Below are 24,425 nucleotides of genomic sequence, written 5' to 3'. Positions count from 1 at the left end.
TCAAACATGATCATTATACGTACGGGAATTCGACGATGATGTCTTCCGCTTCCTGCACTAGTTTTGCCCCGTGCTGAATGAGCGTATTCGGCCCGGCTGCCTCGGCCGCCCCGATCGGACCGGGGACGGCAAACACTTCCCGCCCTTGCTCGAGCGCATACGCGGCGGTGATGAGCGAACCGCTTTTCCGTTTCGCTTGCACGACGAGCGTGCCGAGCGACAGTCCGCTGATGATGCGGTTGCGCGCCGGAAAGTGCCATGCCTGCGGCTTCGTTGCCGGCGGATGTTCGGCGATGACAAGCTGTTCATTCATCAAATAGCGGGCGAAGGGCCAGTGCGCTTTCGGGTAAACATGATCCAGCCCGCCGGCGATGACGGCGATCGTCGTTCCGCCGTACTTGACGGCAAGCCGATGGGCATGAATGTCGATGCCGGCAGCCAGCCCGCTGACGATCGTCCATCCGGCGGCCGAAAGGGGCGGAACAAGCTTGTCAAGCGCTTCGAGCCCGTCTTTGGTCGGGCGCCGCGTGCCGACGATGCTGATCAACTTTGTTTGTTGAAGCAAGCCGGCGTTCCCTTTTGCATACAGCACCCATGGCGGCGCGTAAATATGCTTTAACAGCGGCGGATAGTGATCATCGAACACGGTTATGACGTGAATGCGGCGAGCTTGATACGTTTTGATGAGCCGGTGAAGATCAATGGAATGCAGGTCGCGGAAAAAAGCGGCGAATTGTTGAGAAGTAAGCGGAACGAGCGGGCGAAGGGATTGAGGGGGCATGGAAAATGGAGCGGCAAGCGTCGGGTCCGCGTCAAGCAGAGAGCGGATCGTCTTCCAGCCGGCTCCGCGGCAATGGTGAAGATGAATGAGCCGGTCGCGAACTGTATCGTACATACCATTCTCCTTTCTGCGTCAATGGCAAACAGCGCCCCGCACGGCAACGTGCGGGGCCCCATGTTAATGCGTTTTGCATTTTTCGTATAAACCGCGCTCTTTCAAGACCGAAATGAGCGTTTCGCCGATGACGGCCGGCGTTTCCGCTACTTTGATGCCGCATTCGGTCATTTTCTTGATTTTTTCCGCCGCCGTGCCTTTGCCGCCGGAAATGATGGCGCCGGCATGGCCCATCCGTTTGCCCGGAGGCGCCGTTTGCCCGCCGATAAAGCCGACGACCGGCTTCGTCATGTTCGCTTTCACCCATTCGGCCGCTTCTTCTTCCGCCGTGCCGCCGATTTCGCCGATCATAATGACCGCGTACGTCTCCTCGTCTTCGTTAAACGCCTTCAGCACATCGATGAAGTTCGTGCCGTTGACCGGGTCGCCGCCAATGCCGACCGCCGTCGATTGGCCGATGCCGGCTTGCGTCAATTGGTGAACCGCTTCATACGTCAGCGTGCCGGAGCGCGAGACGATGCCGACGTGCCCTTTTTTATGGATATAGCCCGGCATAATGCCGATTTTGCACTCTTCCGGCGTAATGACGCCCGGGCAGTTCGGGCCGATGAGGCGAGTCTTTTTCCCTTCCATGTACCGCTTCACTTTCACCATATCGAGCACCGGAATGCCTTCGGTGATGCAGACGACAAGATCAAGCCCGGCGTCGACCGCTTCCATAATGGCGTCTGCAGCAAACGCCGGCGGAACGTAAATGACCGAGGCGTTCGCGCCTGTTTTTTCGACCGCTTCGGAAACGGTGTTAAACACCGGCACGCCTTCGACTTCCGTGCCGCCTTTGCCCGGCGTAACGCCGCCGACAATGTTCGTGCCGTATTCAATCATCTGTTTTGTATGAAACAGCCCTTGCGAACCGGTAATCCCTTGTACGATCACTTTCGTATCTTTATTGACAAAAACGCTCACGTGTCTCCCTCGCTTTCTTAACGTACTAGCTCGACGATTTTTTGCGCGCCGTCCGCCATCGATTCCGCCGCCGTAATGTTCAAGCCCGATTCTTCTAAAATCTTTTTCCCGAGCTCGACGTTCGTGCCCTCAAGACGGACGACAAGCGGAAGCGTGAGGCCGACTTGCTTCGTCGCTGCGACGATGCCGCTCGCGATGACATCGCATTTCATAATGCCGCCGAAAATGTTGACGAAAATGCCTTTCACGTTCGGGTCCGACAAAATGATTTTGAACGCTTCCGTCACTTTTTCCTCGCTGGCGCCGCCGCCGACATCGAGGAAGTTGGCCGGCTCGCCGCCGTAATATTTGATGATGTCCATCGTCGCCATCGCCAAGCCGGCGCCGTTGACCATGCAGCCGATGTTGCCGTCAAGGGCGATGTAGTTCAAGTCGTATTTCGATGCTTCAACCTCTTTCGGATCTTCTTCGTCCAAATCGCGGTATTCGAGCACGTCCGGGTGGCGGTACAACGCGTTCGAATCAAAGTTCAGCTTCGCGTCAAGCGCCATCACCTTGCCGTCGCCGGTGACGACAAGCGGGTTGATTTCGGCGATCGAGCAGTCTTTGTCGACAAACACTTGGTACAAGCCCATCATAAATTTGACCGCTTGGTTGACGAGATGCTTCGGAATGTTGATGTTGAACGCCAAGCGGCGCGCTTGGAACGCCTGCAGCCCGACGGCCGGGTCAATGTACTCTTTGAAAATTTTCTCCGGCGTTTTCGCCGCGACTTCTTCGATTTCCGTGCCGCCTTCTTCCGAGCCCATCAACACGACGCGCGAGGTGGCGCGGTCGACGACAAGGCCGATATAGTATTCTTTTTGGATGTCGCACCCTTCTTCAATCAACAGCCGTTTCACTTCTTTTCCTTCCGGGCCGGTTTGGTGGGTGACGAGCACTTTGCCGAGCAGTTCGCTGGCGTATGTACGGACTTCCTCTAAGCTTTTCGCCACTTTCACCCCGCCCGCTTTGCCGCGCCCGCCGGCATGAATTTGCGCCTTGACAACGCATACCGGCGTGCCGAGCGCTTTGGCGGCTTCCACTGCTTCATCAACCGTGAACGCGACGCGGCCGTTCGGCACGCTTACGCCATAGCTTCGCAAAATTTCTTTTGCTTGGTATTCATGAATGTTCATGCGCCAACCTCCTATGTATGAAACTGAAAAAGTCTTAGCGCTTTCATTTTATACCTAACATTTCCCGCTTGTCCACCGTTTCGCCGCAAAATTGAGAAATTAGGAGATTGGAAAATCATCCCTTTTCCCCTCCGTTTCCTGTTTCGCCGCCTGATCCAGCTGATAAAGGAACGCAAACAACTCCGCCACAACCGCATACAGCGCTTCCGGAATCGTGTTATCGATTTCCACTTTGCTGAGAAGTTCAACGAGCGACGGGTCCTTTCGAATCGGCACGCCATGCTGTCGGGCGGCAGCGATGATCGCTTCCGCCGCCGTTCCCGCTCCCTTCGCTTTCACGACAGGCGCTTCGTGAACCGCCGCGTCATAGGACAGGGCGACCGCTTTTTTCCGCTCCTCGCTCATACGCGCCAATCCACCTCGCTGCTGCAGCCGGCAAACGGCAGCACGGAAGGGGCCGGGGGACTGGCTTCGGCCGCTTTCACATCAATGCCCGACAGCAGATAACCGTGCGCCTGAAGACGCTCTTTCACCAGCGGGGCAAAGCGATGAGCGAGCTCCGGCAGCCTCGGATCATCGTGAAAAAGGGAAATGTGGACGATCCGCCGCTGCACACGCATATCGATCAAAATCCCGCCCAGTTGTTCGAGCGTGACGCTGCAAACGATGCGGCTATAATCGGGATCAAGCGCCCCTCCATCCTTCCGCCGCCCTTGCCAATAAACCGAAAAATCGTGGTTGCGCCCGCCCAGCGGCAAAGGAAAAGAAATCCAAATGTGCCCGACAGGCCCATCGCTTCCGGCGATGACGGCCATTCCGTCAAGGCGGTCAAGAAACGCTTCCGCCGCGGCTTCTGCCTCTTTGCTTCCCGCTCCGCCGAGCAGATGAAGAAGCAGCCGTCTCAACGAAGGAGCCATCGGCGGCGCGCCTCTTGTTTTCAACGCTTCGGCGAGCATCGCCTCATCCTCAAGCCCGAGGCGGCCAGCGATCCGCCTCAACCAATGAAACAGCGACAGCGCCGGGTCGCCGGCCGTGCGGACAGACGTCCACAGCTTCGCTTCCGCCTCTGACAGCGCACCGCTTTTGCAGGCGGCATCGACAGCGGCAAAGCGCGCGAAAAACGCTTCCTCGTCCGTCAGGCCGAGCAGCTTCCCGACTTCAGCAAACTGCCGCTGCTGCATGGCGTTCTGAATGGCGGCCATCCGCCCTGCCGGCAGCGGAACAAGCCCGAGGCGGAAAAGAAGCGCATGAGCCGGCCCCTCCGCTCCTTCTTCCGCTGTCAACAACAGGCGCACCGCTGCCTCATAGGCGAACAGCGGCGGCGAAAGAAGACGGTCGGCCGCCTGCTTGAACACCGGCGCCATCGGGCCTGAAGAACGTTCAGTGAACACCGCTTTTAGCCTTTCAAGCTGCACTGCGAGCGGCTCTCCGGTCCGCGCCGCCCACAGTGCGCGAAATACGGCGGGAGACGGCGGGAGGCGGCGGTGGAACAAATAAGCTAGCACCTCCTCTGCGTCGGCCGGCCGGCCGGTTTTCTGCACCGCTGCGGCCAGTTCCGCCGCTTCTTCTTTCGTTACGGCCGCGCCTGCCTTCAGCGCTTGGCGAAGCACCGGGAGCGCGGCCTCGGGCAGCTTCCACGCCTGCTGCCATCGGCGGACGACATCTTCACGGGGAACCGCCTGCTCCGGTTCGGAAAGCGCGACCGCTTTCCAGTAAACGTTGCTGCCGCTTTCCTTGATTTCAAACAAGTACGTGCGCCCGGCGGCAAGCGGCGCCTCGAGGCGGGCGCGCACGAGGCGGCCGCCGGTGCGGACAAGCGCTGTCCGCTCCCCCGTCTCCGCCTCTTCCACCCGCTCGATTCGGCCGACAACCGCCTGCCCCGGCCGAAACTGTCCGCTTGACGCCGCATCACGGACGGCGGCCACAGGAACGGTTCGTTCCATCCGCTCCACCATTTTGCTTCCCCCCTTTCGTCCCATCCCGCATCCCAGCCGTGGGACCGGCTAATTTTCAACGCCCGCCGCTTCCTTTACCGGCGCGAACGAGCGGCGGTGCTCCGGCGTTATGCCATAACGGCGGAGCGCCTCGAGATGCTCCGGCGTCCCGTAGCCCATATGGCGGGCAAACCCGTACTGCGGATAGCGGCGGTCGAGCTCTTTCATCAGCCGGTCGCGCGTCACTTTGGCCATAATGGAAGCCGCGGCGATCGAAGCGCTGTTGGCATCGCCTTTCACCAGGCGCCGCTGCGGCAGCGCGCACGGCACCGCCATCGCATCAACAAGCAAGTAGTCAGGCGGCGGCGACAGCGCGCTGACCGCCTTTGCCATCGCCTGTTTCGTCGCCTCGTAAATATTCCGCTCATCAATTTCCGCCGCACTGACAATGCCGATGCCGACCGCAACCGCACACGCCTCAATTTGCGCAAACAACGCCTCGCGCTTGGCTGCTGTCAGCCGTTTCGAATCGTCAAGCCCTGGCAAGTAGGCGTCAGGCGGCAAAATGACCGCCGCCGCGACGACCGGGCCAGCAAGCGGCCCGCGCCCGGCCTCGTCAATGCCGGCGATTCGTTCGATGCCGGCGGCGTACAGTTCACGCTCATAGCGCATCAACTCCTCCCAACGCCGCCGCATCGCTTTTTCCCGCTCTTTTTGTTTCACAAAACGGGCAAGCAGCGCCTGCACGCTTTTCCGTTCATCGCGCCGCAACATCTCCCAGCGCGGGTCATCCTCGCCGCCAAGCTCCGGAAGCAGCGCTTCGATTTCTTTTACCGTGTACTCCTTCATGTTTCTCTCCCTTTTCTACTTATACTATCGGCCATGTTCAGCCGGCTGTGAAGCAAAAAACGCCCGCCGGACGCCATTACGTCCAGGAAGCGGGCGTTTCAAAACTCAACCGTCCTAATTTTTCGGTGCGAATGTCGTATAAGACAATGTCAGCGACCTTGTCATAGTCAATGCCGCCGCCCGCTGTCAGGCAGCCGCGCCGCCGGCCGATGGCGTCAAATAAGGCGACGATGTCATCGGGGATGCTGTCAAGGCGGTAGCGCTCCGACAGCCGTTCCGGATAATGGACTGACAAAAAGCGGAGCGCATAGGCGGCGACGTCTTGCAAGTTCAAAATTTCATCTTTGATCGCTCCGGTGACCGCGAGCTTGAAGCCGACGTCTTCATCCTCGAACTTTGGCCATAAAATCCCTGGCGTATCAAGCAGCTCCATTTCTTTGCCGACTTTGATCCATTGCTGGGCTTTCGTCACCCCCGGCTTATCGCCGGTTTTGGCGATATGGCGGCCGGCGAGCCGGTTGATGAGCGTCGATTTGCCGACATTCGGGATGCCGACAATGAGCGCCCGCACGGGGCGTGGATTTTTAATGCCCTTCGCCCGCATTTTCTCAAATTTCTCTTTTACCATTTCTTTGGCAATGAAAGCGATTTGCCTGACCCCCGTCCCGCTTTGCGCATCGATGGCGATGGCTGTTCGGCCTTGGCCGCGGAAATAGCGGATCCATTGCTCAGTCACGGCCTCATCGGCCATATCCGCCTTATTGAGCAAAATGAGGCGCGGCTTTTGTCCGAGAATGTCATCGATCATCGGGTTGCGCGATGACATCGGCAAACGGGCGTCAAGCAGCTCAAACGCTACGTCGATCAACTTTAATTTTTCTTGCACTTCCCGCTTCGCTTTTGCCATATGGCCGGGAAACCATTGAATCACTGTCATTGGCATCACCTGCCTCGTTTATTTCACAATCCGGGCGTCAGAAAGCGGCCAATACACAAGATTCGCCTTGCCAACGACTTTTGACATCGGAATGAAGCCGATATGGCGGCTGTCTTTGCTGAAGCGGCGATTGTCGCCCATGACGAACAAATGCCCTTCCGGCACCGTGCTCCGCCCGGTCAATTCCTCAAGTGTAAACGGCTCGGTCAGCGGCCCGTCGGCAACCTGCTTTTTACGTTCGTCCAAATACGGCTCTTTATACGGTTTGCCGTTTACGTACAAGGTATCATTTTTGTACTCGATCCGGTCGCCCGGCAAGCCGATCACCCGTTTAATATAGTCTCTCCCTTCCTCGGCATGAAACACAATAATATCGAAACGATGCGGCATGCCGATTTTGTAGGCCAACTTATTGACAATCATCCGCTCGTGATTATGTAACGTCGGCATCATCGAAATGCCGTCGACGATAATCGGGGCAAAAATAAAGTAGCGGATGCCCCCGGCCAACAGCACCGCAACAACAATGGCTTTCAGCCATTCGCGCCATTCGCTTTTTTTCTCTTCCATCGTTCTCCCACCTACATAATCATTTGTCCATTCGGCTGATCGATAGTGAAAAAAGGAGCTTGAAAGCAAGCTCCTTTTCCGCTGTGATCCACCGTTGCCCGTTATTGGGCCGTTTTTTCTTTAATGCGCGCCGCTTTGCCGCGAAGTTCACGCAAGTAGTACAATTTCGCACGGCGAACTTTCCCGCGGCGGATGACTTCCAATTTTGCGATTTTCGGCGTATGCACCGGGAATGTGCGCTCAACGCCGACGCCATAGGACACTTTGCGGACGGTGAACGTTTCGCTGATGCCCGCTCCGCGCCGTTTGATGACGACACCTTCAAACACTTGGATGCGTTCGCGGTTGCCTTCCACAACTTTCACGTGGACGCGCACCGTGTCGCCCGGGCGGAAATCCGGCAAGTCGGTCCGCAATTGTTCTTTCGTGATCTCTTGGATTAAATGATGCATCATTTTCCACTCCTTCCACAGATGTTCATGCCAATGCGTTTGATCATTGCAGCGGAACATCGTTTTCCGTCCTTAAGCGGACTGCTTCAGTCACACAAAAGATATGATAGCATAAACGCCGGGCGCAAGCAATAGTTATTCGCATTGAGAGCCGCTGTTTTCCGTTTCGCGTTCATGTTCCCACTCTTTCAGCCATTGCTTTTGTTTCTCGGTGAGCGGATAGCCGGCGAGCAAATCCGGGCGGCGCAAAAACGTGCGCCGGAGCGACTCCTTCTCGCGCCATTCGGCAATGAGCTGGTGGTTCCCGGAAAGCAAAATGTCCGGCACTTTCATGCCGCGAAAGTCGGCTGGCCTTGTGTATTGCGGATACTCCAGCAGGCCGGAACTGAACGAGTCGTCAACCGGCGACGCTTCGTTGCCGAGCACGCCGGGCAGCAGGCGGACGACGCTGTCGACGATGACCATGGCGCCGAGCTCCCCGCCTGTTAAAATGTAATCGCCGATCGAAATTTCATCGGTCGCCAAATATTGGCGGATGCGCTCATCATATCCTTCGTAATGGCCGCAAATAAGCACCAAATGCTCTTCTTGGGCGAGCTCTTCTGCCTTTTTTTGCGTGTAGCGCTCGCCTTGCGGGCAAAGCAAAATAATGCGCGCGCCAGGCGAGCCGGCTGTCACATGTTCCACCGCGTCGAAAATCGGCTGCGGCTTCAGCACCATGCCGGCGCCGCCACCGTACGGGTAATCATCAACCGTCTTATGCTTGTTGTCGGCAAATTCGCGGAAGTCAACAAGCCGGATGTCCACCGCCCCTTTTTCTTGCGCCTTCTTTAAAATCGACTCATTCAATACGCCGGAAAACATGTCGGGAAACAGCGTCAAAATATCGATCCGCATCATTCAAGCAGCCCTTCCATCGGTCGGATGATGATCGTTTTTTGCGCCGGATCGACGCGAAGAACGACTTCGTCGATGTACGGAATGAGCGCATCGGTGCCGTCGCCGCGCCGGACGACCCAGACGTCGTTCGCCCCCGGCGTTAAAATTTCCCTGACCGTGCCGATCGTTTCTCCTTCTTCCGTTACGACGGTACAGCCGATGATTTCATGGAAATAATACTCGCCTTCCGCGAGTTCACCGAGCTGGCTTTCCGGCACTTTCAGCATCGCTCCTTTAAACGGTTCGACATCGTTGATGCTGTCATAGCCTTCAAACGACAGCAAGTCGAACGATTTATGGACGCGATGGCTTTTCACCGTCACTTCGATCGGCTCGCTGTCGCGTTCGCGGAAAATGTACAGCTTGTTTCCTTTTTTGTATCGCTCTTCCGGAAAATCGGTGCGGGAAATGACGCGCACTTCGCCGCGAATGCCGTGCGTATTGACGATTTTGCCGACGTTAAACCATCGTTCCATTCTTTGCTCCCTCCTTAGCGAATCTCTTTCACGACGCCGTCTTCAACGATAATGGCGCGCGTTTTCGTCACCTCTTCCCAGCGGTCGCCGACGTTCACCTCAATGAGCGCCTCGACTTCCCGCTCTTTCAATTCACTTCCTAACGGTAGCATATGTAACTGTTCAAGCTGAAACTCAAGCAGCTTGATTTTCTCCATCCGGTCGTCGATTTCTTTGGCAAAATATTGCTTTACAAGACTAGCCGGGTATTTCCCGCTTTTTTCCATCCGCTTTTGCTCGAAGCGAAGCTGGCCGCACTCGCGCTCCAACTGCTGCTTGCGCGCCGCAAATGCCGCCGCAAGCTCTTGTTTACTCCGCTCGGTGACAACTTGCCGCACTTCGACCGTTTGAATGAGCTTCATCCCCATCCCCCTTTACGGCGATATCAAAAAAGGGAGAGGAACATCCTCACCCTTTTTCTTTCACGTGCACAATCACCCGCTTGGGCGATCCAGCGGCGGCGGCATAGACGACCGTGCGGATCGCATGGATCGTCCGTCCTTGTTTGCCGATCACTTTGCCGATATCGTCATCGTGCACCGACAGTTCATAGATGACGGCCGTCTCTTCCTCACGGGTTTCGACCGCCACCGCCTCCGGATGATCGACAAGCGCCTTGACGATCGTTTCAAGGAGCGGTTTCATGTGCATCCCGCTTATTTGCCGTATTTCAAGTTATGGAACTTCTCTAAAATGCCTTGTTTCGACAGCAAGCTGCGCACCGTGTCGGACGGTTTGGCACCGTTTTGCAGCCATTTGAGCGCCAGCTCTTCATCGATTTTGATTTCGGCTGGCTCCGCAACCGGATTGTATGTGCCGATCGTTTCAATGAAGCGGCCGTCGCGCGGCGAGCGGGAATCCGCCACAACAATGCGGTAAAACGGTTTTTTCTTTGCGCCCATGCGTTTTAAACGAATTTTTACTGCCATAGTTTGTACGCACCTCCGTATAGTGTTCACACAAGATAGTATATTAACAATTCTTTTTCCGTTTGTAAAGGTTTTTCGCTTAACAGAACATCATTTACATAAATGGGAAGCGAAATCCTTTTTTCTTTCCTTTCGGCATATTCGTCATCATTTTCATCATTTTTTTCATGTCATCAAATTGCTTGAGCAGCCGGTTGACGTCTTGCACGGTCGTGCCGCTCCCTTTGGCGATCCGCCTTTTGCGGCTAGCGTTGATGATTTCCGGATGCATTTTCTCCTCTTTCGTCATCGAACGGATGATCGCTTCGACGCGGGCGATTTGCTTTTCATCGACTTGAATGTTGGAAAGCCCTTTGATTTTATTGGCTCCCGGCAGCATTTTAATCAGTTCGTCAAGCGGTCCGAGCTTGCGCACTTGACCGAGCTGCTCCAAAAAGTCGTCAAGCGTGAAGGTGGCCGTGCGCATTTTTTGTTCGAGCTCTTTCGCCTTCTCCTCATCAACGGCGGCCTGCGCTTTTTCAATGAGCGTCAAGACATCGCCCATCCCTAAAATGCGGGACGCCATCCGCTCCGGATGAAACGGCTCGAGCGCATCCAGTTTTTCGCCCATCCCGGCGAACTTGATCGGCGCTCCCGTCACGGCGCGAATCGACAGCGCCGCCCCGCCGCGCGTGTCGCCATCGAGCTTCGTCAAAATAACGCCGGTGATGCCGAGCTGTTCATGGAAGCTTTGCGCGACATTGACGGCGTCTTGACCGGTCATGGCGTCGACAACGAGGAAAATTTCGTCCGGCTTGACCGCCTCTTTCATTTGCTTCAGTTCATCCATGAGCGCCTCATCAATGTGAAGGCGGCCGGCCGTGTCGATCAGCACATAGTCGTAATGCTCTTCTTTCGCCCGCTCGAGCGCCTGTTTCGCGATCTCGACTGGATTGGCGTCCTCGCCGAGCGAAAAGACAGGAACGTTCAGCTGTTTGCCGAGCGTCTCCAGCTGCTTGATCGCCGCCGGGCGGTAGACGTCAGCAGCGACCAGCAGCGGCTTCCGGTTATGGCGCTTGCGCAGCAAGTTGGCGAGCTTCCCGGTCGTTGTCGTCTTCCCAGCCCCTTGCAGGCCAACCATCATGACGACCGTCGGCGGCTTTTTGGCGACCGCGATTTTGCTCTGTTCGCCGCCCATTAACGCCGTCAGCTCCTCTTTGACCACTTTAATCACCTGCTGGCCCGGCGTCAAGCTTTTCATCACTTCCTGCCCGACGGCCCGTTCGCTCACCCGTTTGATGAAATCTTTGACGACTTTAAAGTTGACGTCAGCCTCGAGCAAAGCGAGGCGCACTTCGCGCATCATCTCTTTGACATCCGCTTCGGTGACTTTCCCTTTGCCGCGGATGCGGTTCATCACCTGCTGCAAACGTTCGGACAATCCTTCAAACGCCATGGCGGCCACCCCCTTTTTTTAATCAAGTTCATCCAGCTCGCGGACAAGCGCCGCCAATTCGGCGTCAGCGCCGTAATGCCGGCTGATGTAGTCTTTCAGCCGCTCGATGGCCTGCCGCCGCTGTTCATATTTTTGCAGCAGCCCGAGCTTCTCTTCATACTGCTCAAGCATCGCTTCTGTGCGCCGGATGTTATCGTACACCGCCTGGCGGCTCACCTCATATTGTTCAGCAATTTCCCCGAGGGAGTAGTCGTCCAAGTAGTACAGCGCCATGTAATTGCGCTGTTTCGGCGTCAGCAGCGCGTGATAAAAATCATACAAATAGTTCATGCGCATCGTTTTTTCGAGCACCGAACGCTCCCTCCCCCGTTGTTAAGTAAATTCCCTTTACAAGTGAGTGTACTTTGTTTTCCGGCTCTTGTCAAGATGAGGACGATTTTTCCCCCATAAAAGCAAGGCTGAGGTGCGGTTGGCCGCCAGCCCGGCGGGAAAACACGGATGCAGGCCGCGCCGATGCCGTACGAGCCGCTAAACGGCATGCAACTGGCCAACTAGCCGTTATTGTTCATCGAACAAACCGGCAAACAGTCCGTATACATATTTTTCTGCATCAAACGGCTGCAAATCGTCCATCTTTTCGCCGAGGCCGACGAATTTCACCGGGATGGCCAGCTCGTTGCGAATGGCGAGCACGATGCCGCCTTTTGCCGTTCCGTCGAGCTTTGTCAACACGATGCCGGTCACATCGGTCGCTTCTTTAAACAGCTTCGCCTGACTCATCGCATTTTGCCCGGTCGTCGCATCAAGCACAAGCAGCACTTCATGCGGAGCGCCCGGGATTTCGCGGCTGATGACGCGCTTCACTTTTTCAAGCTCTTTCATTAAGTTCACTTTGTTTTGCAGCCGCCCGGCTGTGTCGCACAACAACACGTCAACGCTGCGTGCTTTTGCCGCCTGAATGGCGTCGTACATAACGGCCGCCGGGTCGGAGCCGGCCGCCTGCTTAATGACATCAACCCCAACGCGTTCGCCCCATACTTCCAACTGCTCGATCGCTCCGGCGCGGAACGTGTCGCCTGCGGCCAAGAGCACCGATTTCCCTTCCGATTTCAGCTTATGCGCCAGTTTTCCGATCGTCGTCGTCTTGCCAACGCCGTTGACGCCGACGAACAATATGACCGTCAGCCCTCCTTCTTGCATATTCAAGGCGGAAAGCTCGTTGTCATCGGCGCCGGCGCGGTAAATGTCAATCAGTTTTTCCGCGATCACGTCGCGCATTTGCGCCGAATCTTGAATGTTGCGGCGCTTCACTTCCATTTTCAGCTCATCGACCAGTTCCATGACGGTCGCCACGCCGACGTCAGCGGCGATTAAAATTTCCTCCAGCTCTTCGAAAAATTCCTCATCGACTTTCCGGTAGCGGGCGATCAAGTCGTTCACTTTCCCGGCGAGTGAATCGCGCGTTTTCGACAGCCCTTCCTTAAACTTTTCCGTGACGGCATCCGCCTGTTTTGTCCACTTTTCTTTCAACTTTTGAAAAAAGCCCATCGAGGCTCCTCCTTTCTATGACGACACGAGTTGCTTGGAGTCTTCCAAACGGACGGAAACGAGCTTCGAGACGCCCGATTCTTGCATCGTGACGCCATACAGCACGTCCGCCTCTTCCATCGTCCCTTTCCGGTGGGTGATGACGATAAATTGCGTATCGCGGCTGAACCGCTTCAAATATTGGGCGTAGCGCTGCACGTTCGCTTCATCAAGCGCCGCCTCGACTTCATCGAGGACGCAAAACGGCACTGGGCGCACTTTTAAAATCGAGAACAAAAGGGCGATCGCCGTCAACGCCCGCTCACCGCCTGAAAGCAGGCTTAAGTGCTGCAGCTTTTTCCCCGGCGGCTGGGCGACGATCTCCACCCCGGTTTCAAGCAAGTCGTTCGGGTCAGTCAGGCGCAAATCGGCGCGCCCGCCGCCGAACAGCTCGCGGAACACCTCGCCGAAATGAGCGCGGATTTGTTCGAACGTTGAAAAAAACCGTTTTTTCATTTCCTCGTCCATTTCGTCGATCACTTGATGGAGCGTCGCTTTCGCCTCTTCCAAATCGGCTTTTTGCTCGCTCAAAAAACGGTGCCGTTCGGAAACGCGCTCATATTCATCGATCGCTCCTAAATTGACGGTGCCGAGCTCATCGATGGCGCGCTTGATCAGCTTCACTCGCTTGCGCGCCTCTTCGGCCCCGATTTCAAGCGGATAGGCCAAACGGGCCGCCTCAAACGACATTCCATACTCTTCGCCAAGCCGGGTGAGCAAGTTATCAAGCTCAACGTCCAGCCGGTTCAACTTCACTTCTTCGTCTTTGACCACATCGACAAGCTGTTTATGCTGGCGCTTCGCTTCTTTCCATTCCCGCTCCAAATGCTCAAGCCGCCCTTGGCAGTCAAGCCGCTGTTCGCGGCGGCTGGCGATGAGTTCAATCGTTTTTTGCTTGTCTTCTAGCTTTTGCTGCCGCTGTTGCTCCAGTTCGTCCTCGTTCCAGGACGGCGCGTTCATTTCGGCGGCAAGGGCGGCGCGCTCCCGTTCGGCTGCTTCGAACTCGCGGGCCGTTTCAGCCAATTCCGTTTCAAGCTCCTCCACTGTCCGCCGCGCGTGTTTCACCCGTTCTTTCGTCTCGGCCAAAGCGACTTTTTGTTCTGTGATCGCGGCTTGCAGCGCTTCTTTTGTCGTTTGCTCCGTCTGTTTTTGCGCCTGCAGCCGGCTGATGTCGTCGTCAATCGCTTGCAGCTTTCCGGCAAGCTGCTCAAGCTGTCTGTCAACGGCGACGAGACGGCGGTTGAGTTCCGCCGCTTCACGCTCATCGTTCGCTTTTTCTTCATCGTACAGCGCGAGCCGCTCGTCGATCCGCTTTTTTTGCCAGTCGAGTTCGCGTTGTTCGTCTTTTTGCGCCTGCAACGACTGCTGCAGCGCCGCCATCTTCTCTTGCAGCGCAGCCGCCTCCCGTTCCCGCTCCGCCCGCTCTCGCTCTTTCCCTGCGATATCGCGCTCGAGCCGGGCGATCGTTTCATCCATTTCACGCAATTTGGCAGCCATCGCCTCGAGCTCGCGGGCTCGGCCCAACAGCGAAGCCGTCTTTTTCGCCGCCCCGCCGCCGGTCATCGCGCCGCCCGGACTGACGACATCGCCGTCAAGGGTGACGAGCCGATAGCGGTACTGAAGGAGTTTGGCGAGTTCATTGGCTCCTTTTAAGTCCGCCGTGACGATGACGTGGCCAAGCAAATGGGCGATCGCCGCCTGGTGGGCGCGATCGTACTCGACCAGCTCGCTTGCGATGCCGACAAACGCCGGATGGCCGCTGATCATCGCCCGCTCCCGCTCCGACAGGGCGCGCGCTTGAATGACGTCAAGCGGCAAAAACGTCGCCCGCCCATGGCCGTTCGCTTTCAAATAGTGGATGGCTTGCCGCGCCGCCGCTTCGCTGTCGACGACGATGTGCTGCATCGCGCCGCCGAGCGCCGTTTCGAGCGCCGTTTCGTAGCGGTCCGGCACGCGGATCAGCTCGACGATTGCGCCATGAATGCCGGGAAGCCGGTCGCGCGCTTTTAATACTTCCTTCACCCCTTGGAAAAAGCCGGCATAATCGTGTTGCATCTCTTCCAGCCATTGCTTGCGCGCTTTTGTTTGCTGCCGGTATTGACGCGCCTGCTGCAAAAGCGACTCATTCCGTTCGAGCTCCGCCTTTTGTGCCGCAAGTGCGGCCGTCATATGAGCCAGCTTCCCGCTCGTCTCAGCGATGGCTTGTTCAAGGCGGGACTGCTCAGCACGCGAAGCCGCCAGTTTTCGTTCTATCTGCTCGCGTTCAGCAAGATGGTGGCGGTTCGCTTCGTCGAGCGCCGCCCGCTTGGCCTGCAGCTTGCCGATCGCCTGCTCCACATGCGTGCGCTCGTTTTTCAACGCCGCTTGTTCGTGGACAAGGTCGATATAATCGCCCTTTCGCCGCTCGATCTCCTCCTCAAGATCAACCTCATACTCGGAAAGCGACATTTGTTTCTCTTTCAGCTCTTTCTCCAGCGCCGCGGCAGCGCCCTCAAGCCGGGCGAGCTCAGCCCGCTCTGCACGGAGCCGTTCGGCCAGGCGGCGCTGTTTCGCCGTTAAAGCGGCGACAGTCTCCTCAAGCTGCTCTTTCCGCTTTTCTGCATTTTTTTTCCTCTCTTTTAACACTTCCTTCCGGCCTTCGAGTTTTTCAAGCTCCTCGCTCGCCAACAGCAGCACTTGCTGCAGGCCGTCGATCGACTCGTCAATGGCCGCCATTTGGTCGCGCAGCTGTTCGATATGGGCTTCCATTTTGTGCAACGCCGCCGCCAGCGCTCCTTCCTCTTGCTGGTGCCGATCAAGCGCTTCCTTCAGTCCGCTCCATTGCCGGTGCAGCTCCTCGATGTCGTGCACCATAAGCGCCACTTCAAACCGCTCGAGCTCCTCGCGTTTTTCCAAATACTCTTTGGCGATTGACGCCTGCATCCGAAGCGGTTCAAGCTGCTGTTCGAGCTCATGCAAAATGTCGTTGACGCGATGCAAGTTGTCTTGTGTTTCCGCAAGTTTTGTTTCCGCCTTTTTTTTGCGCAGCTTGTATTTCAAGACACCGGCCGCTTCTTCAAAAATCGTACGCCGCTCTTCCGGCTTGCTGCTTAAAATTTCTTCGACCCGGCCTTGGCCGATGATCGAAAACGCCTCCTTGCCAAGCCCGGAGTCCAGAAACAAATCGACAATATCTTTTAAGCGGCACGGCTGGCGGTTGATGAAAAACTCGCTTTCCCCGGAGCGGTAAACGCGCCGGGTGATGCTCACCTCTTGATACTCAAGCGGCAAAAAGCCATCTTCGTTGTCGAGCGTGATCGTCACTTCGGCGACATTCAGCGGCTTGCGCGAGTCGCTGCCGGCGAAAATGACGTCTTCCATTTTCGCCCCGCGCAGCGATTTCGCCGACTGCTCGCCGAGCACCCAGCGGATCGCGTCGGTAATGTTGCTTTTGCCGCTTCCGTTCGGGCCGACAACCGCCGTGACACCGGGGACAAAATCAATCGATACGCGGTCGGCGAATGATTTGAAGCCGATCACATCTAACCGTTTCAGGAACATGATACGATGCTTCACCATCTTTCCGCTTTGATCTCGGCCCGCCGGAGCGGACCGGGACAGGCTGCTGTTTTCAATATACCACCACAGTGCGTCGAGAAAAAATGTTCATACAAAAAGACTGACGTAAAAGCGCCAGCCTTCTATGGCCGCTCGGCAGCCCGCAGCGTCTCAAGCGCCATTTGTGCCGCATGCTGCTCGGCTTCCTTTTTGGAGCGGCCGACACCGATGCCGAGCTCTTGGCCGTTTAACGCCACGCGGGCGACGAACTCTTTGTTGTGGGCCGGTCCTTTTTCTTCCAAAATGGTGTATTCAAGCGTCCCGCTGCCGTCGCGCTGCACGAGTTCCTGCAGCTGGCTTTTAAAATCCATCACATGAGAAAAAGCACCTTCATCTATTTTGGGAAAGATCGTTTGCCCTAAAAAATGGAGGACCGCCTCCATTCCTTGATCCAAATAAAGGGCGCCGATAAACGCTTCAAACACGTCAGCCAAAAGCGCCGGGCGCGTCCGTCCGCCGGTCAGCTCCTCGCCTTTGCCAAGCAAAACGAGTTCGCCAAACGACAGGGCGTTGGCAAATTTCACAAGTGACGGCTCGCAGACAATGGCCGCCCGCAGCTTTGTCAACTGCCCTTCGCTCATATGTGGGAATTTTTGAAACAAATATTGGGAAACGGTCAGCTCCAGCACAGCGTCGCCCAAAAACTCGAGCCGTTCATTATCCTCGTGAAGCCGCCGCCGATGCTCATTCACATACGATGAATGGGTGAACGCTTGCATCAACAGCTTTTCATTTTGGAAGGTGATCCCGATTTTCCTTTGCAGTTCTTGAAACTTCGCCCGCCTTTTTTCGTGGATGCGTTCTTTGTCTTTTTGTTTTGACATAAAAATGCCCTCCGACTTCGTTCCAGACAAAACTGGCCGTATACTATCCTTTATTATATCCGTTCACCATCCCGCTACGCGAGTGGCAAAGGCGCCTTTTTTCCGCGGCTAGGTCCCGTGCGCCTCTTAAAAAGCAGAGAAAGCCCCGTTCGGAGCAACGGGACTTTGCAAAAAAAGCGGGATTACAGATGGCTTTTTATGTAGTTCACAGCATCTCCGACTGTGACAATTTTTTCCGCTTCTTCGTCGGAAATTTCCATGTTGAATTCGTCTTCGAGCTCCATGACCAATTCGACGATGTCGAGCGAGTCAGCACCCAAATCGTCTTTGAACGACGCCTCGAGCGTCACTTGCGATTCGTCAACCCCGAGCCGGTCGACGATGATTTTCGTGACACGTTCCAATACGTCTGCCATTCTGTTCACCTCCCTTCATGATTATAGTCGATTCTCAGGGAAAATACTAGCCGCCTTTTGTTACGGCATGACCATGCCGCCATCAACGTGAAGCGTCTGGCCGGTCATGTAGCCGGCGGCGTCGGACGCGAGAAACGCCACAACGCGGGCGACGTCATCCGGCTCGCCGAAACGGGCGAGCGGAATTTGTTTTAACATTTCCCCCTTCAATTCCTCGCTGAGCGCTTCGGTCATATCGGTTGTAATGAATCCCGGTGCGACGGCGTTGACGGTGATGTTCCGGCTCGCGAGTTCGCGCGCGGCCGTCTTCGTCAATCCGATGACGCCGGCTTTGGCCGCCACGTAGTTCGCCTGCCCAGGGTTGCCGATGACCCCGACGACGGAGGCGATGTTGATGATCCGGCCGCCGCGCTGCTTCATCATCGGCCGTGTCACAGCCTTCGTACAAAGAAATACCCCTTTTAAGTTCGTATTAATCACCGCATCCCATTCTTCTTCTTTCATCCGCATGAGCAAATTGTCGCGCGTAATGCCGGCGTTGTTCACCAAAATGTCGAGGCGGCCGAACTGGTCGAGCGCTGTTTTCACCAAGCGCTCCACCTCCTCCGCCCGGGCGACGTCCGCCTGGACGGCGATCGCTTCGCGGCCGAGCGAGCGGATCATCTCAACGACTTCATTCGCTTTTGCCTCGCTGCCGGCATAGTTGACAACGACGTTCGCCCCTTGACGGGCGAGCTCCAAGGCAACCGCCCGGCCGATGCCGCGCGACGCCCCGGTAACGAGGGCGATTTTTCCTTCAAGCATTGTTTTGTTATTCTCCTTTCAGCGCCGCAATGGTCGTTTCCAAGGAAGCGAGATCGTTTACCGCATAAACACGGGCGTTGCGGTCGATTTTTTTCACGAGGCCAGACAACACTTTCCCCGGTCCGATTTCGACAAACGTGTCGACCCCAAACGCCAACAGCGTGCGCACCGACTGTTCCCAGCGCACCGGCGAATAGAGCTGTTCAATAAGAAGACGGGCAATGTCTTCTTTCTTCGTCACCGGCTCGGCCGTTACATTGGCGATGACGGGAACAGCAGCATCTTCAATGGCCAGGCTGTCAAGAACAGCCTGCAGTTTTTCCGCCGCCGGCTTCATGAGCGACGAATGGAACGGTCCGCTCACTTCCAGCGGAATGACGCGTTTCGCGCCGCGCTCTTTCGCCAACTGCCCCGCCTTTTCCACTCCCGCTTTCGAACCGGAGATGACGATTTGCCCCGGGCAGTTGAAATTGGCCGGCTCAACCGGATGGCCTTGGGCGGCAATTTCGTTCGTCACCGCTTCGAGCGCCTCTGCCTCCATCCCTAATACGGCAGCCATCGTCCCTTCGCCGGCCGGCACCGCTTCATCCATCAGCTCGCCGCGGCGGCGCACCGCATAGACAGCGTCGGCAAACGACATAGCGCCGGCGGCCACGAGCGCCGTGTATTCACCCAAACTATGGCCGGCGACGTAATCGGCCTTCAAGCCTTCTCCGTCTACGAGCTGAAGCAAGGCGATGCTGGCGGTCAAAAGCGCCGGCTGGGCGTTGTACGTCAGCGTCAGCTCAGCTTGCGGCCCGTTGAACATGAGCGAAGAAAGCGGAAATCCGAGCCGCTCGTCAGCCGCCTCAATCACCGCACGGGCGCGGGCGTCGCGGTCGGCGGCGTCCTTGGCCATGCCGACCGTTTGCGACCCTTGTCCCGGAAATAAAAAGGCGATTTTCCCCATTTTGCTTCCTCCTTTATCCATTATGCCCGCTCGAGCTCCGCTTTGATCGTGCCAATGACATCATGGGCCACCATCTCGCGCGCTTGGCGGACGGCATGGAAAATAGCGTTCGCATCGGATGAGCCGTGCGCTTTAATGACCGGAGCGTTCAAGCCGAACAACGCCGCCCCGCCGTATTCGGAGTAGTCCATCATCTTTTTCAGTCCAGCGAGCTTCGGCTTGAGGACAGCGGCGGCGAGTTTTGCGACCGCGCCGCTTGTCAGCGTCTGCTTGAGCAACGAAAAAAGCGCCATCGCCGTTCCCTCGATCGTTTTTAAGGCGACATTGCCGGCAAACCCATCAGCGACAACGACATCGGCCACGCCATTCAGCAAATCACGCGCCTCCACATTGCCGATGAAATGAAGGTTCGTTTCTTTCAGCAAGGAGAACGCCCGCTTCACGGTTTCATTCCCTTTTTGATCTTCGGTGCCGACGTTGAGCAGGCCGATGCGCGGCTTGGCGATGCCCCGCACTTGTTGGGCATACACGTGCCCCATAATCGCATATTGCTGCAAATGCTCCGGGCGGGCGTCGACATTGGCGCCGACATCCAAAAAGACAAACCCCCGCCCGTCCAGCGTAGGCAATGTCGGCGCGAGCGCTGGCCGGTCGATGCCGGCAATCCGCCCAACGACAAACAGCCCAGCCGCCATCAACGCACCAGTATTGCCGGCCGATATGCACGCGTCAGCGCGCCCTTCTTTCACTTCTTCCGCCATGCGCACCAACGACGAGTTTTTTTTGCGCCGCACAGCCCGCACCGGCTCATCGGTCGCTTCAATCACCTCATCAGTATGGAGGATCGACAGGCGCCCTCCGTCCGGCACATGCGGACGGATTTTCGCTTCGTCGCCGATAAGCGTAATATGAATGTCGGGAAAATGCGCGGCGGCTCGAGCCGCCCCAAGGACGATTTCGCGTGGAGCATGGTCGCCTCCCATGGCATCAATCGCGATGTTCATTGCTGTCGCCATCCTTTTTCTCTATGTTTGAACGATACATCTCGAACGTTCCGGAAAACACGAGCTCTTGGCCGACGTAGCTGTTTACGTCGACAATCGTGCGCCCGTTCGCCGTTTTGCCGGTCACCTTCGCCTTCGCCACCACCCGTTCGCCTTCCTTGACTTGACGAACAAAGCGGATCGTCGCTTTCGCCGTCAGCGCCAATTCGTCATGGATTACGGCAACGGCGAGCGAATTCGCCTGGGCGAACAAATGATGGCCGCGGGCGATGCGGGTGCGCCGGAACACATGATCTTCTTTCACATCGAAAATGGAAATGGCGCTCTCATCCGGCTCAATGTCGATAATATCGCCGATCACTTCCTCAAGCGGCAGCGCCCGCACTTTATCCGCGAACGACTGGCGAGCGACATGTTTAATGCGCTCGCGCAGCTCCGGAATCGACAGTTCAAGCCGGTCGAGGCGGATCGTCTGCACGCTGACTGAGAACTTTTCTGCCAGCTCTTCGTCGGTAATAAACGGATTTTCCCGGATCGTCTCCTGCAGCAGCCGTTGCCGTTCGCGTTTGCTTTTTCTCATCGATTCGTTACACCGTCCGGTTTTATGACTAGGTACTAAAAGTAATATATAATATCAAAAAACGGAATGCAAGCAGAAAAAGTGAAAAGCGGCCACATTTTGCCGCCTGCCTATTAATCTAACTTTTCTCCATCGAGCACGCCGGACGCCTCAAGTTCGGCGCGCAGCCCCGCGTACGCTTCATCACGCCAAAACGCCGTCGTCGACACGAGTTTGGCGGCATCGCGGCGCGCGACTTCCAAGATGCGGTAATCATGCACCGGATCGCCAAATTGAAACTCCGGAAGCCCGCTTTGTTTCGTGCCGAAAAAATCGCCTGGACCACGCAGCTCCAAATCCTTTTCCGCCAGCACAAACCCGTCCGTCGTCTCCGTCATGATGCGCATCCGTTCTTTGCCGACTTCCGATTTCGGGTCGGCAATTAAAATGCAGTATGACTGGGCGTCCCCCCGCCCGACCCGGCCGCGCAGCTGATGAAGCTGGGCAAGTCCAAACCGTTCGGCGTCATAGATGACCATCACAGTGGCGTTCGGCACATTCACCCCGACTTCCACGACCGTTGTCGAAACGAGCACATGAATGCGGTTTTCACTGAACGCTCGCATCACCGCTTCTTTTTCATCGGCCGACAGCCGGCCGTGCATGAGGCCAATCTCATATTTCCCGCGGTAGTAGTGGACGAGCTGACTATGAACATCAATGGCATTTTGCACATCCAATTTTTCCGACTCTTCAATAAGCGGACAAATGACGTACGCCTGATGCCCCCGGCGAAGCTCTTTTTCGATAAAATCGAGCACGCGCGCGAATTGATGATGCTTGACCCAATACGTTTCCACTTTCTTCCGCCCGGCCGGCATTTCGTCGAGCACTGATACGTCCATATCACCGAACGCCGTGATCGCCAGCGTGCGCGGAATTGGCGTCGCCGTCATCATCAGCACGTCCGGGGCATGCCCCTTTTCGCGCAAAATGCGACGCTGCTCGACGCCAAACCGGTGCTGCTCATCAGTAATGGCGAGGCCGAGCCGGCGAAACTGTACACCTTCTTGAATCAACGCGTGCGTCCCAATGACGATGTCGATCGCCCCTTCCTCCAATTCCGCAAGCAGCTCTTTGCGCCTCTTCCCTTTCACGGAGCTTGTCAACAGCGCCAGCGTGACATCTGTGCCGGCAAACAGGTCGGCGAGCGAGCGGGCATGCTGCTCAGCCAAAATTTCCGTCGGCACCATCAGCGCTCCTTGAAAGCCGGACAACACCGCCGCATACAGCGCCACGGCGGCCACGACCGTCTTGCCGGAGCCGACATCGCCTTGCAAAAGACGGTTCATTTGCCTTGGCGCCCGCATATCGGCCAAAATCTCCTTGATGACGCGCCGCTGGGCGTTCGTTAATGAAAACGGCAAAGCGGAAAGAAACGCCGCCAGCCGCTCTTCGGAAAACGAATGGGAGACGCCGTGCTGCCCGTCGCGCACAATTCGCCGAAACGCCTGCATTTTCAGCTGGTACAGCAAAAACTCTTCATAGACGAGCCGGCGTCGCGCCTGGTGCAACTCTTCACGCGAGCGCGGAAAATGAAGGGCGCGAACCGCCTCCTGCTTGTCGACAAGACGGTAGGCGCGGCGCAAAGCGGGCGGCAGCGGGTCGGGAATGTGCGCGCCAAACTGGGCGAACGCCGCCTTCATGAGCCGGCGCATCGTTTTGACCGTCAGCGGGCTGCGCACCGAATAGACCGGTTCAATGCCGGCCGTCTCCGGAGCGGCCCCGAAACGAAGCTCATAGGCGTTGATCGCCTGCCGGTGCCGGTCCCACTTGCCGATTACGGTCACCGTTTCATTGAAGGCGAGTTTTTCTTTCAAATACGGGCGGTTGAAGCAGACAACCGTGATCAAATAGCGGCCGGAAAGCAGGCGAAAGGAAAGGCGCGACTTTTTTTTTCCGTAATACGTTACAAGCGGGGCGCTGTGCACCTTCCCTTCCACTGTCACTTTTTCTTCATGGCGGGCGGCGGCCAGATCTTTTTGTTCGTAATCGTCATACCGGTACGGCGCATACATGAGCAGGTCGCCGACGGTTGTGATGCCGATGTCGGCGAGCGCCGCAGCCGTTTCTTCACCGATGCCTTTGACCGCCGTCACCGGCTGTTGCATCGTTTCGTTCACTTCGATGCCGCAGAAGCGCCGAAAATGCGGGCCGCGATGGCGCGGCCGGTCGGCGTCGCGGCCAACCCCCCTTGCGCAGTTTCTTTCAGCGCCACCGGCATGGCCGCGCCGATGCGGTACATCGCCTCGATCACTTCATCACACGGAATGCGGCTTTTTACACCGGCCAGCGCCATATCAGCAGCGATCATGGCGTTGGCCGCCCCCATCGCATTCCGTTTGACGCACGGCACTTCGACCAAGCCAGCGACAGGATCACATACTAATCCTAGCATATTTTTTAAGGCGATCGCCATCGCTTCGGCTGCTTGAGCAGGCGTTCCGCCGGCCAGCTCAACGAGCGCCGCAGCCGCCATGCCGGCTGCCGAACCGACTTCGGCTTGACAGCCGCCGGCCGCCCCTGAGATGGAAGCATTGTTGGCGACGACATAGCCGAACGCCCCAGCGGTGAACAAAAATTCGACCATTTCTTTTCTCGTCGGCTTCAACCGCTCTTTCACGGCAAACAGCGTCCCGGGGACAACGCCGGCTGAGCCCGCTGTCGGCGTCGCACAAATGACGCCCATGGCCGCGTTCACTTCATTTGTCGCCATGGCTTTGCTGACGGCATCCAAAATCGTTTCCCCGGACAAAAAGCGGCCCTGCTCGATATAGCGCTGCACCCGCACCGCATCGCCGCCTGTCAGCCCCGAGCGGGAAACGACTCCTTGCAGCCCTCTTTCAACAGCCCGCTCCATCACTTCGAGGTGGCGCTCCATTTGCGCCATAATCTCCTCCCGGTTGCGCCCGCTCACTTCGACTTCTTGGCGGATCATCACCTCAGCGATTTTGATTTGCTCTTTTTCCGCCAATGCAACAAGCTCGGCAACATTGCGAAACATTCCCTTTTCCCCATCCTTCCTG

26 protein-coding genes are annotated in these 24,425 nt (G+C 56.9%); all 26 read right to left on the bottom strand.

The genetic code is table 11. The annotated features are described in order from the left end of the window. Positions 1 to 13: 13 nt before the first annotated feature. Positions 14 to 895 (bottom strand): DNA-processing protein DprA, encoded by an 882-nt coding sequence (gene dprA, locus ETC02_RS00925; protein ID WP_044741309.1) that lies wholly within the window; start codon positions 893 to 895, stop codon positions 14 to 16. Positions 896 to 958: 63 nt separating this feature from the next. Then, complete coding sequence (gene sucD, locus ETC02_RS00920) at positions 959 to 1,861, bottom strand: succinate--CoA ligase subunit alpha (protein ID WP_063211197.1); 903 nt, start codon at positions 1,859 to 1,861, stop codon at positions 959 to 961. Between the two features lie 17 nt (positions 1,862 to 1,878). Next, a complete protein-coding gene (gene sucC / locus ETC02_RS00915; protein ID WP_020278184.1) occupies positions 1,879 to 3,039 on the bottom strand; it encodes an ADP-forming succinate--CoA ligase subunit beta in 1,161 nt (386 codons plus the stop codon). Positions 3,040 to 3,138: 99 nt separating this feature from the next. Further along, a complete protein-coding gene (locus tag ETC02_RS00910) occupies positions 3,139 to 3,444 on the bottom strand; it encodes an EscU/YscU/HrcU family type III secretion system export apparatus switch protein (RefSeq protein ID WP_033008167.1) in 306 nt (101 codons plus the stop codon). Beyond that, on the bottom strand, positions 3,441 to 4,994 hold the full coding sequence (locus ETC02_RS00905; RefSeq protein ID WP_063211195.1) for a hypothetical protein: 1,554 nt from the start codon (positions 4,992 to 4,994) through the stop codon (positions 3,441 to 3,443). The genes ETC02_RS00910 and ETC02_RS00905 overlap by 4 nt, the downstream gene beginning before the upstream one ends. A gap of 48 nt (positions 4,995 to 5,042) precedes the next feature. Continuing rightward, positions 5,043 to 5,822 carry a ribonuclease HII gene (locus tag ETC02_RS00900; RefSeq protein ID WP_063211193.1) on the bottom strand — a complete coding sequence of 260 codons (780 nt, stop codon included), beginning with the start codon at positions 5,820 to 5,822 and terminating at the stop codon, positions 5,043 to 5,045. A 76-nt stretch (positions 5,823 to 5,898) separates the two neighbouring features. Further along, positions 5,899 to 6,765 (bottom strand): ribosome biogenesis GTPase YlqF, encoded by an 867-nt coding sequence (gene ylqF, locus ETC02_RS00895; protein WP_033011146.1) that lies wholly within the window; start codon positions 6,763 to 6,765, stop codon positions 5,899 to 5,901. 12 nt (positions 6,766 to 6,777) lie between these two features. Beyond that, positions 6,778 to 7,329 carry a signal peptidase I gene (lepB, locus tag ETC02_RS00890; protein ID WP_033011149.1) on the bottom strand — a complete coding sequence of 184 codons (552 nt, stop codon included), beginning with the start codon at positions 7,327 to 7,329 and terminating at the stop codon, positions 6,778 to 6,780. Between the two features lie 101 nt (positions 7,330 to 7,430). Further along, positions 7,431 to 7,781 (bottom strand): 50S ribosomal protein L19, encoded by a 351-nt coding sequence (gene rplS, locus ETC02_RS00885; RefSeq protein ID WP_014195437.1) that lies wholly within the window; start codon positions 7,779 to 7,781, stop codon positions 7,431 to 7,433. Between the two features lie 135 nt (positions 7,782 to 7,916). Beyond that, a complete protein-coding gene (trmD, locus tag ETC02_RS00880; RefSeq protein WP_162839645.1) occupies positions 7,917 to 8,678 on the bottom strand; it encodes a tRNA (guanosine(37)-N1)-methyltransferase TrmD in 762 nt (253 codons plus the stop codon). Beyond that, positions 8,678 to 9,196 (bottom strand): ribosome maturation factor RimM, encoded by a 519-nt coding sequence (gene rimM / locus ETC02_RS00875; protein WP_033011151.1) that lies wholly within the window; start codon positions 9,194 to 9,196, stop codon positions 8,678 to 8,680. The genes trmD and rimM overlap by 1 nt, the downstream gene beginning before the upstream one ends. Positions 9,197 to 9,210: 14 nt before the next feature. Then, positions 9,211 to 9,597 carry a YlqD family protein gene (locus ETC02_RS00870; protein WP_033011152.1) on the bottom strand — a complete coding sequence of 129 codons (387 nt, stop codon included), beginning with the start codon at positions 9,595 to 9,597 and terminating at the stop codon, positions 9,211 to 9,213. Between the two features lie 46 nt (positions 9,598 to 9,643). Further along, complete coding sequence (locus tag ETC02_RS00865) at positions 9,644 to 9,880, bottom strand: KH domain-containing protein (protein ID WP_063211191.1); 237 nt, start codon at positions 9,878 to 9,880, stop codon at positions 9,644 to 9,646. 11 nt (positions 9,881 to 9,891) lie between these two features. Further along, positions 9,892 to 10,164, bottom strand: coding sequence for a 30S ribosomal protein S16 (rpsP, locus tag ETC02_RS00860; protein ID WP_033011154.1), 273 nt, complete (start codon positions 10,162 to 10,164; stop codon positions 9,892 to 9,894). 94 nt (positions 10,165 to 10,258) lie between these two features. Next, positions 10,259 to 11,599 carry a signal recognition particle protein gene (gene ffh, locus ETC02_RS00855; RefSeq protein WP_033011155.1) on the bottom strand — a complete coding sequence of 447 codons (1,341 nt, stop codon included), beginning with the start codon at positions 11,597 to 11,599 and terminating at the stop codon, positions 10,259 to 10,261. Between the two features lie 18 nt (positions 11,600 to 11,617). Next, the gene (locus ETC02_RS00850) at positions 11,618 to 11,950 is read right to left on the bottom strand and encodes a putative DNA-binding protein (protein WP_033011156.1); all 333 of its coding nucleotides are present in this window, start codon (positions 11,948 to 11,950) and stop codon (positions 11,618 to 11,620) included. Between the two features lie 207 nt (positions 11,951 to 12,157). Further along, positions 12,158 to 13,147, bottom strand: a complete 990-nt coding sequence (ftsY, locus tag ETC02_RS00845; protein ID WP_033011157.1) for a signal recognition particle-docking protein FtsY — start codon at positions 13,145 to 13,147, stop codon at positions 12,158 to 12,160. A gap of 15 nt (positions 13,148 to 13,162) precedes the next feature. Continuing rightward, positions 13,163 to 16,726 (bottom strand): chromosome segregation protein SMC, encoded by a 3,564-nt coding sequence (gene smc, locus ETC02_RS00840; protein WP_171697969.1) that lies wholly within the window; start codon positions 16,724 to 16,726, stop codon positions 13,163 to 13,165. A gap of 140 nt (positions 16,727 to 16,866) precedes the next feature. Further along, entirely contained in the window at positions 16,867 to 17,607 is a 741-nt protein-coding gene (gene rnc, locus ETC02_RS00835; protein ID WP_033011161.1) for a ribonuclease III, read from the bottom strand. A gap of 182 nt (positions 17,608 to 17,789) precedes the next feature. Next, positions 17,790 to 18,023 (bottom strand): acyl carrier protein, encoded by a 234-nt coding sequence (locus ETC02_RS00830; protein WP_020959317.1) that lies wholly within the window; start codon positions 18,021 to 18,023, stop codon positions 17,790 to 17,792. Positions 18,024 to 18,083: 60 nt separating this feature from the next. Further along, complete coding sequence (gene fabG / locus ETC02_RS00825; RefSeq protein WP_033011164.1) at positions 18,084 to 18,827, bottom strand: 3-oxoacyl-[acyl-carrier-protein] reductase; 744 nt, start codon at positions 18,825 to 18,827, stop codon at positions 18,084 to 18,086. A 7-nt stretch (positions 18,828 to 18,834) separates the two neighbouring features. Then, a complete protein-coding gene (fabD, locus tag ETC02_RS00820; RefSeq protein ID WP_063211189.1) occupies positions 18,835 to 19,776 on the bottom strand; it encodes an ACP S-malonyltransferase in 942 nt (313 codons plus the stop codon). A 20-nt stretch (positions 19,777 to 19,796) separates the two neighbouring features. Further along, positions 19,797 to 20,780: a phosphate acyltransferase PlsX gene (gene plsX / locus ETC02_RS00815; RefSeq protein ID WP_063211186.1), complete on the bottom strand. Its 984-nt coding sequence runs from the start codon at positions 20,778 to 20,780 to the stop codon at positions 19,797 to 19,799. After that, entirely contained in the window at positions 20,764 to 21,360 is a 597-nt protein-coding gene (fapR, locus tag ETC02_RS00810) for a transcription factor FapR (RefSeq protein WP_033011168.1), read from the bottom strand. The genes plsX and fapR overlap by 17 nt, the downstream gene beginning before the upstream one ends. Positions 21,361 to 21,473: 113 nt before the next feature. Beyond that, positions 21,474 to 23,522 carry an ATP-dependent DNA helicase RecG gene (gene recG / locus ETC02_RS00805; RefSeq protein WP_050368492.1) on the bottom strand — a complete coding sequence of 683 codons (2,049 nt, stop codon included), beginning with the start codon at positions 23,520 to 23,522 and terminating at the stop codon, positions 21,474 to 21,476. Beyond that, on the bottom strand, positions 23,519 to 24,403 hold the full coding sequence (sdaAA, locus tag ETC02_RS00800) for an L-serine ammonia-lyase, iron-sulfur-dependent, subunit alpha (protein WP_063211184.1): 885 nt from the start codon (positions 24,401 to 24,403) through the stop codon (positions 23,519 to 23,521). Before sdaAA ends, recG begins: the two co-directional genes overlap by 4 nt. Between the last annotated feature and the right edge of the window lie 22 nt (positions 24,404 to 24,425).

The organism is Geobacillus sp. DSP4a (genome assembly GCF_013096875.1).
Taxonomy (GTDB): domain Bacteria; phylum Bacillota; class Bacilli; order Bacillales; family Anoxybacillaceae; genus Geobacillus; species Geobacillus thermophilus.
Note: the sequence above shows the minus strand (reverse complement) of the source record. Positions and strands in the feature narration are given on the sequence as shown.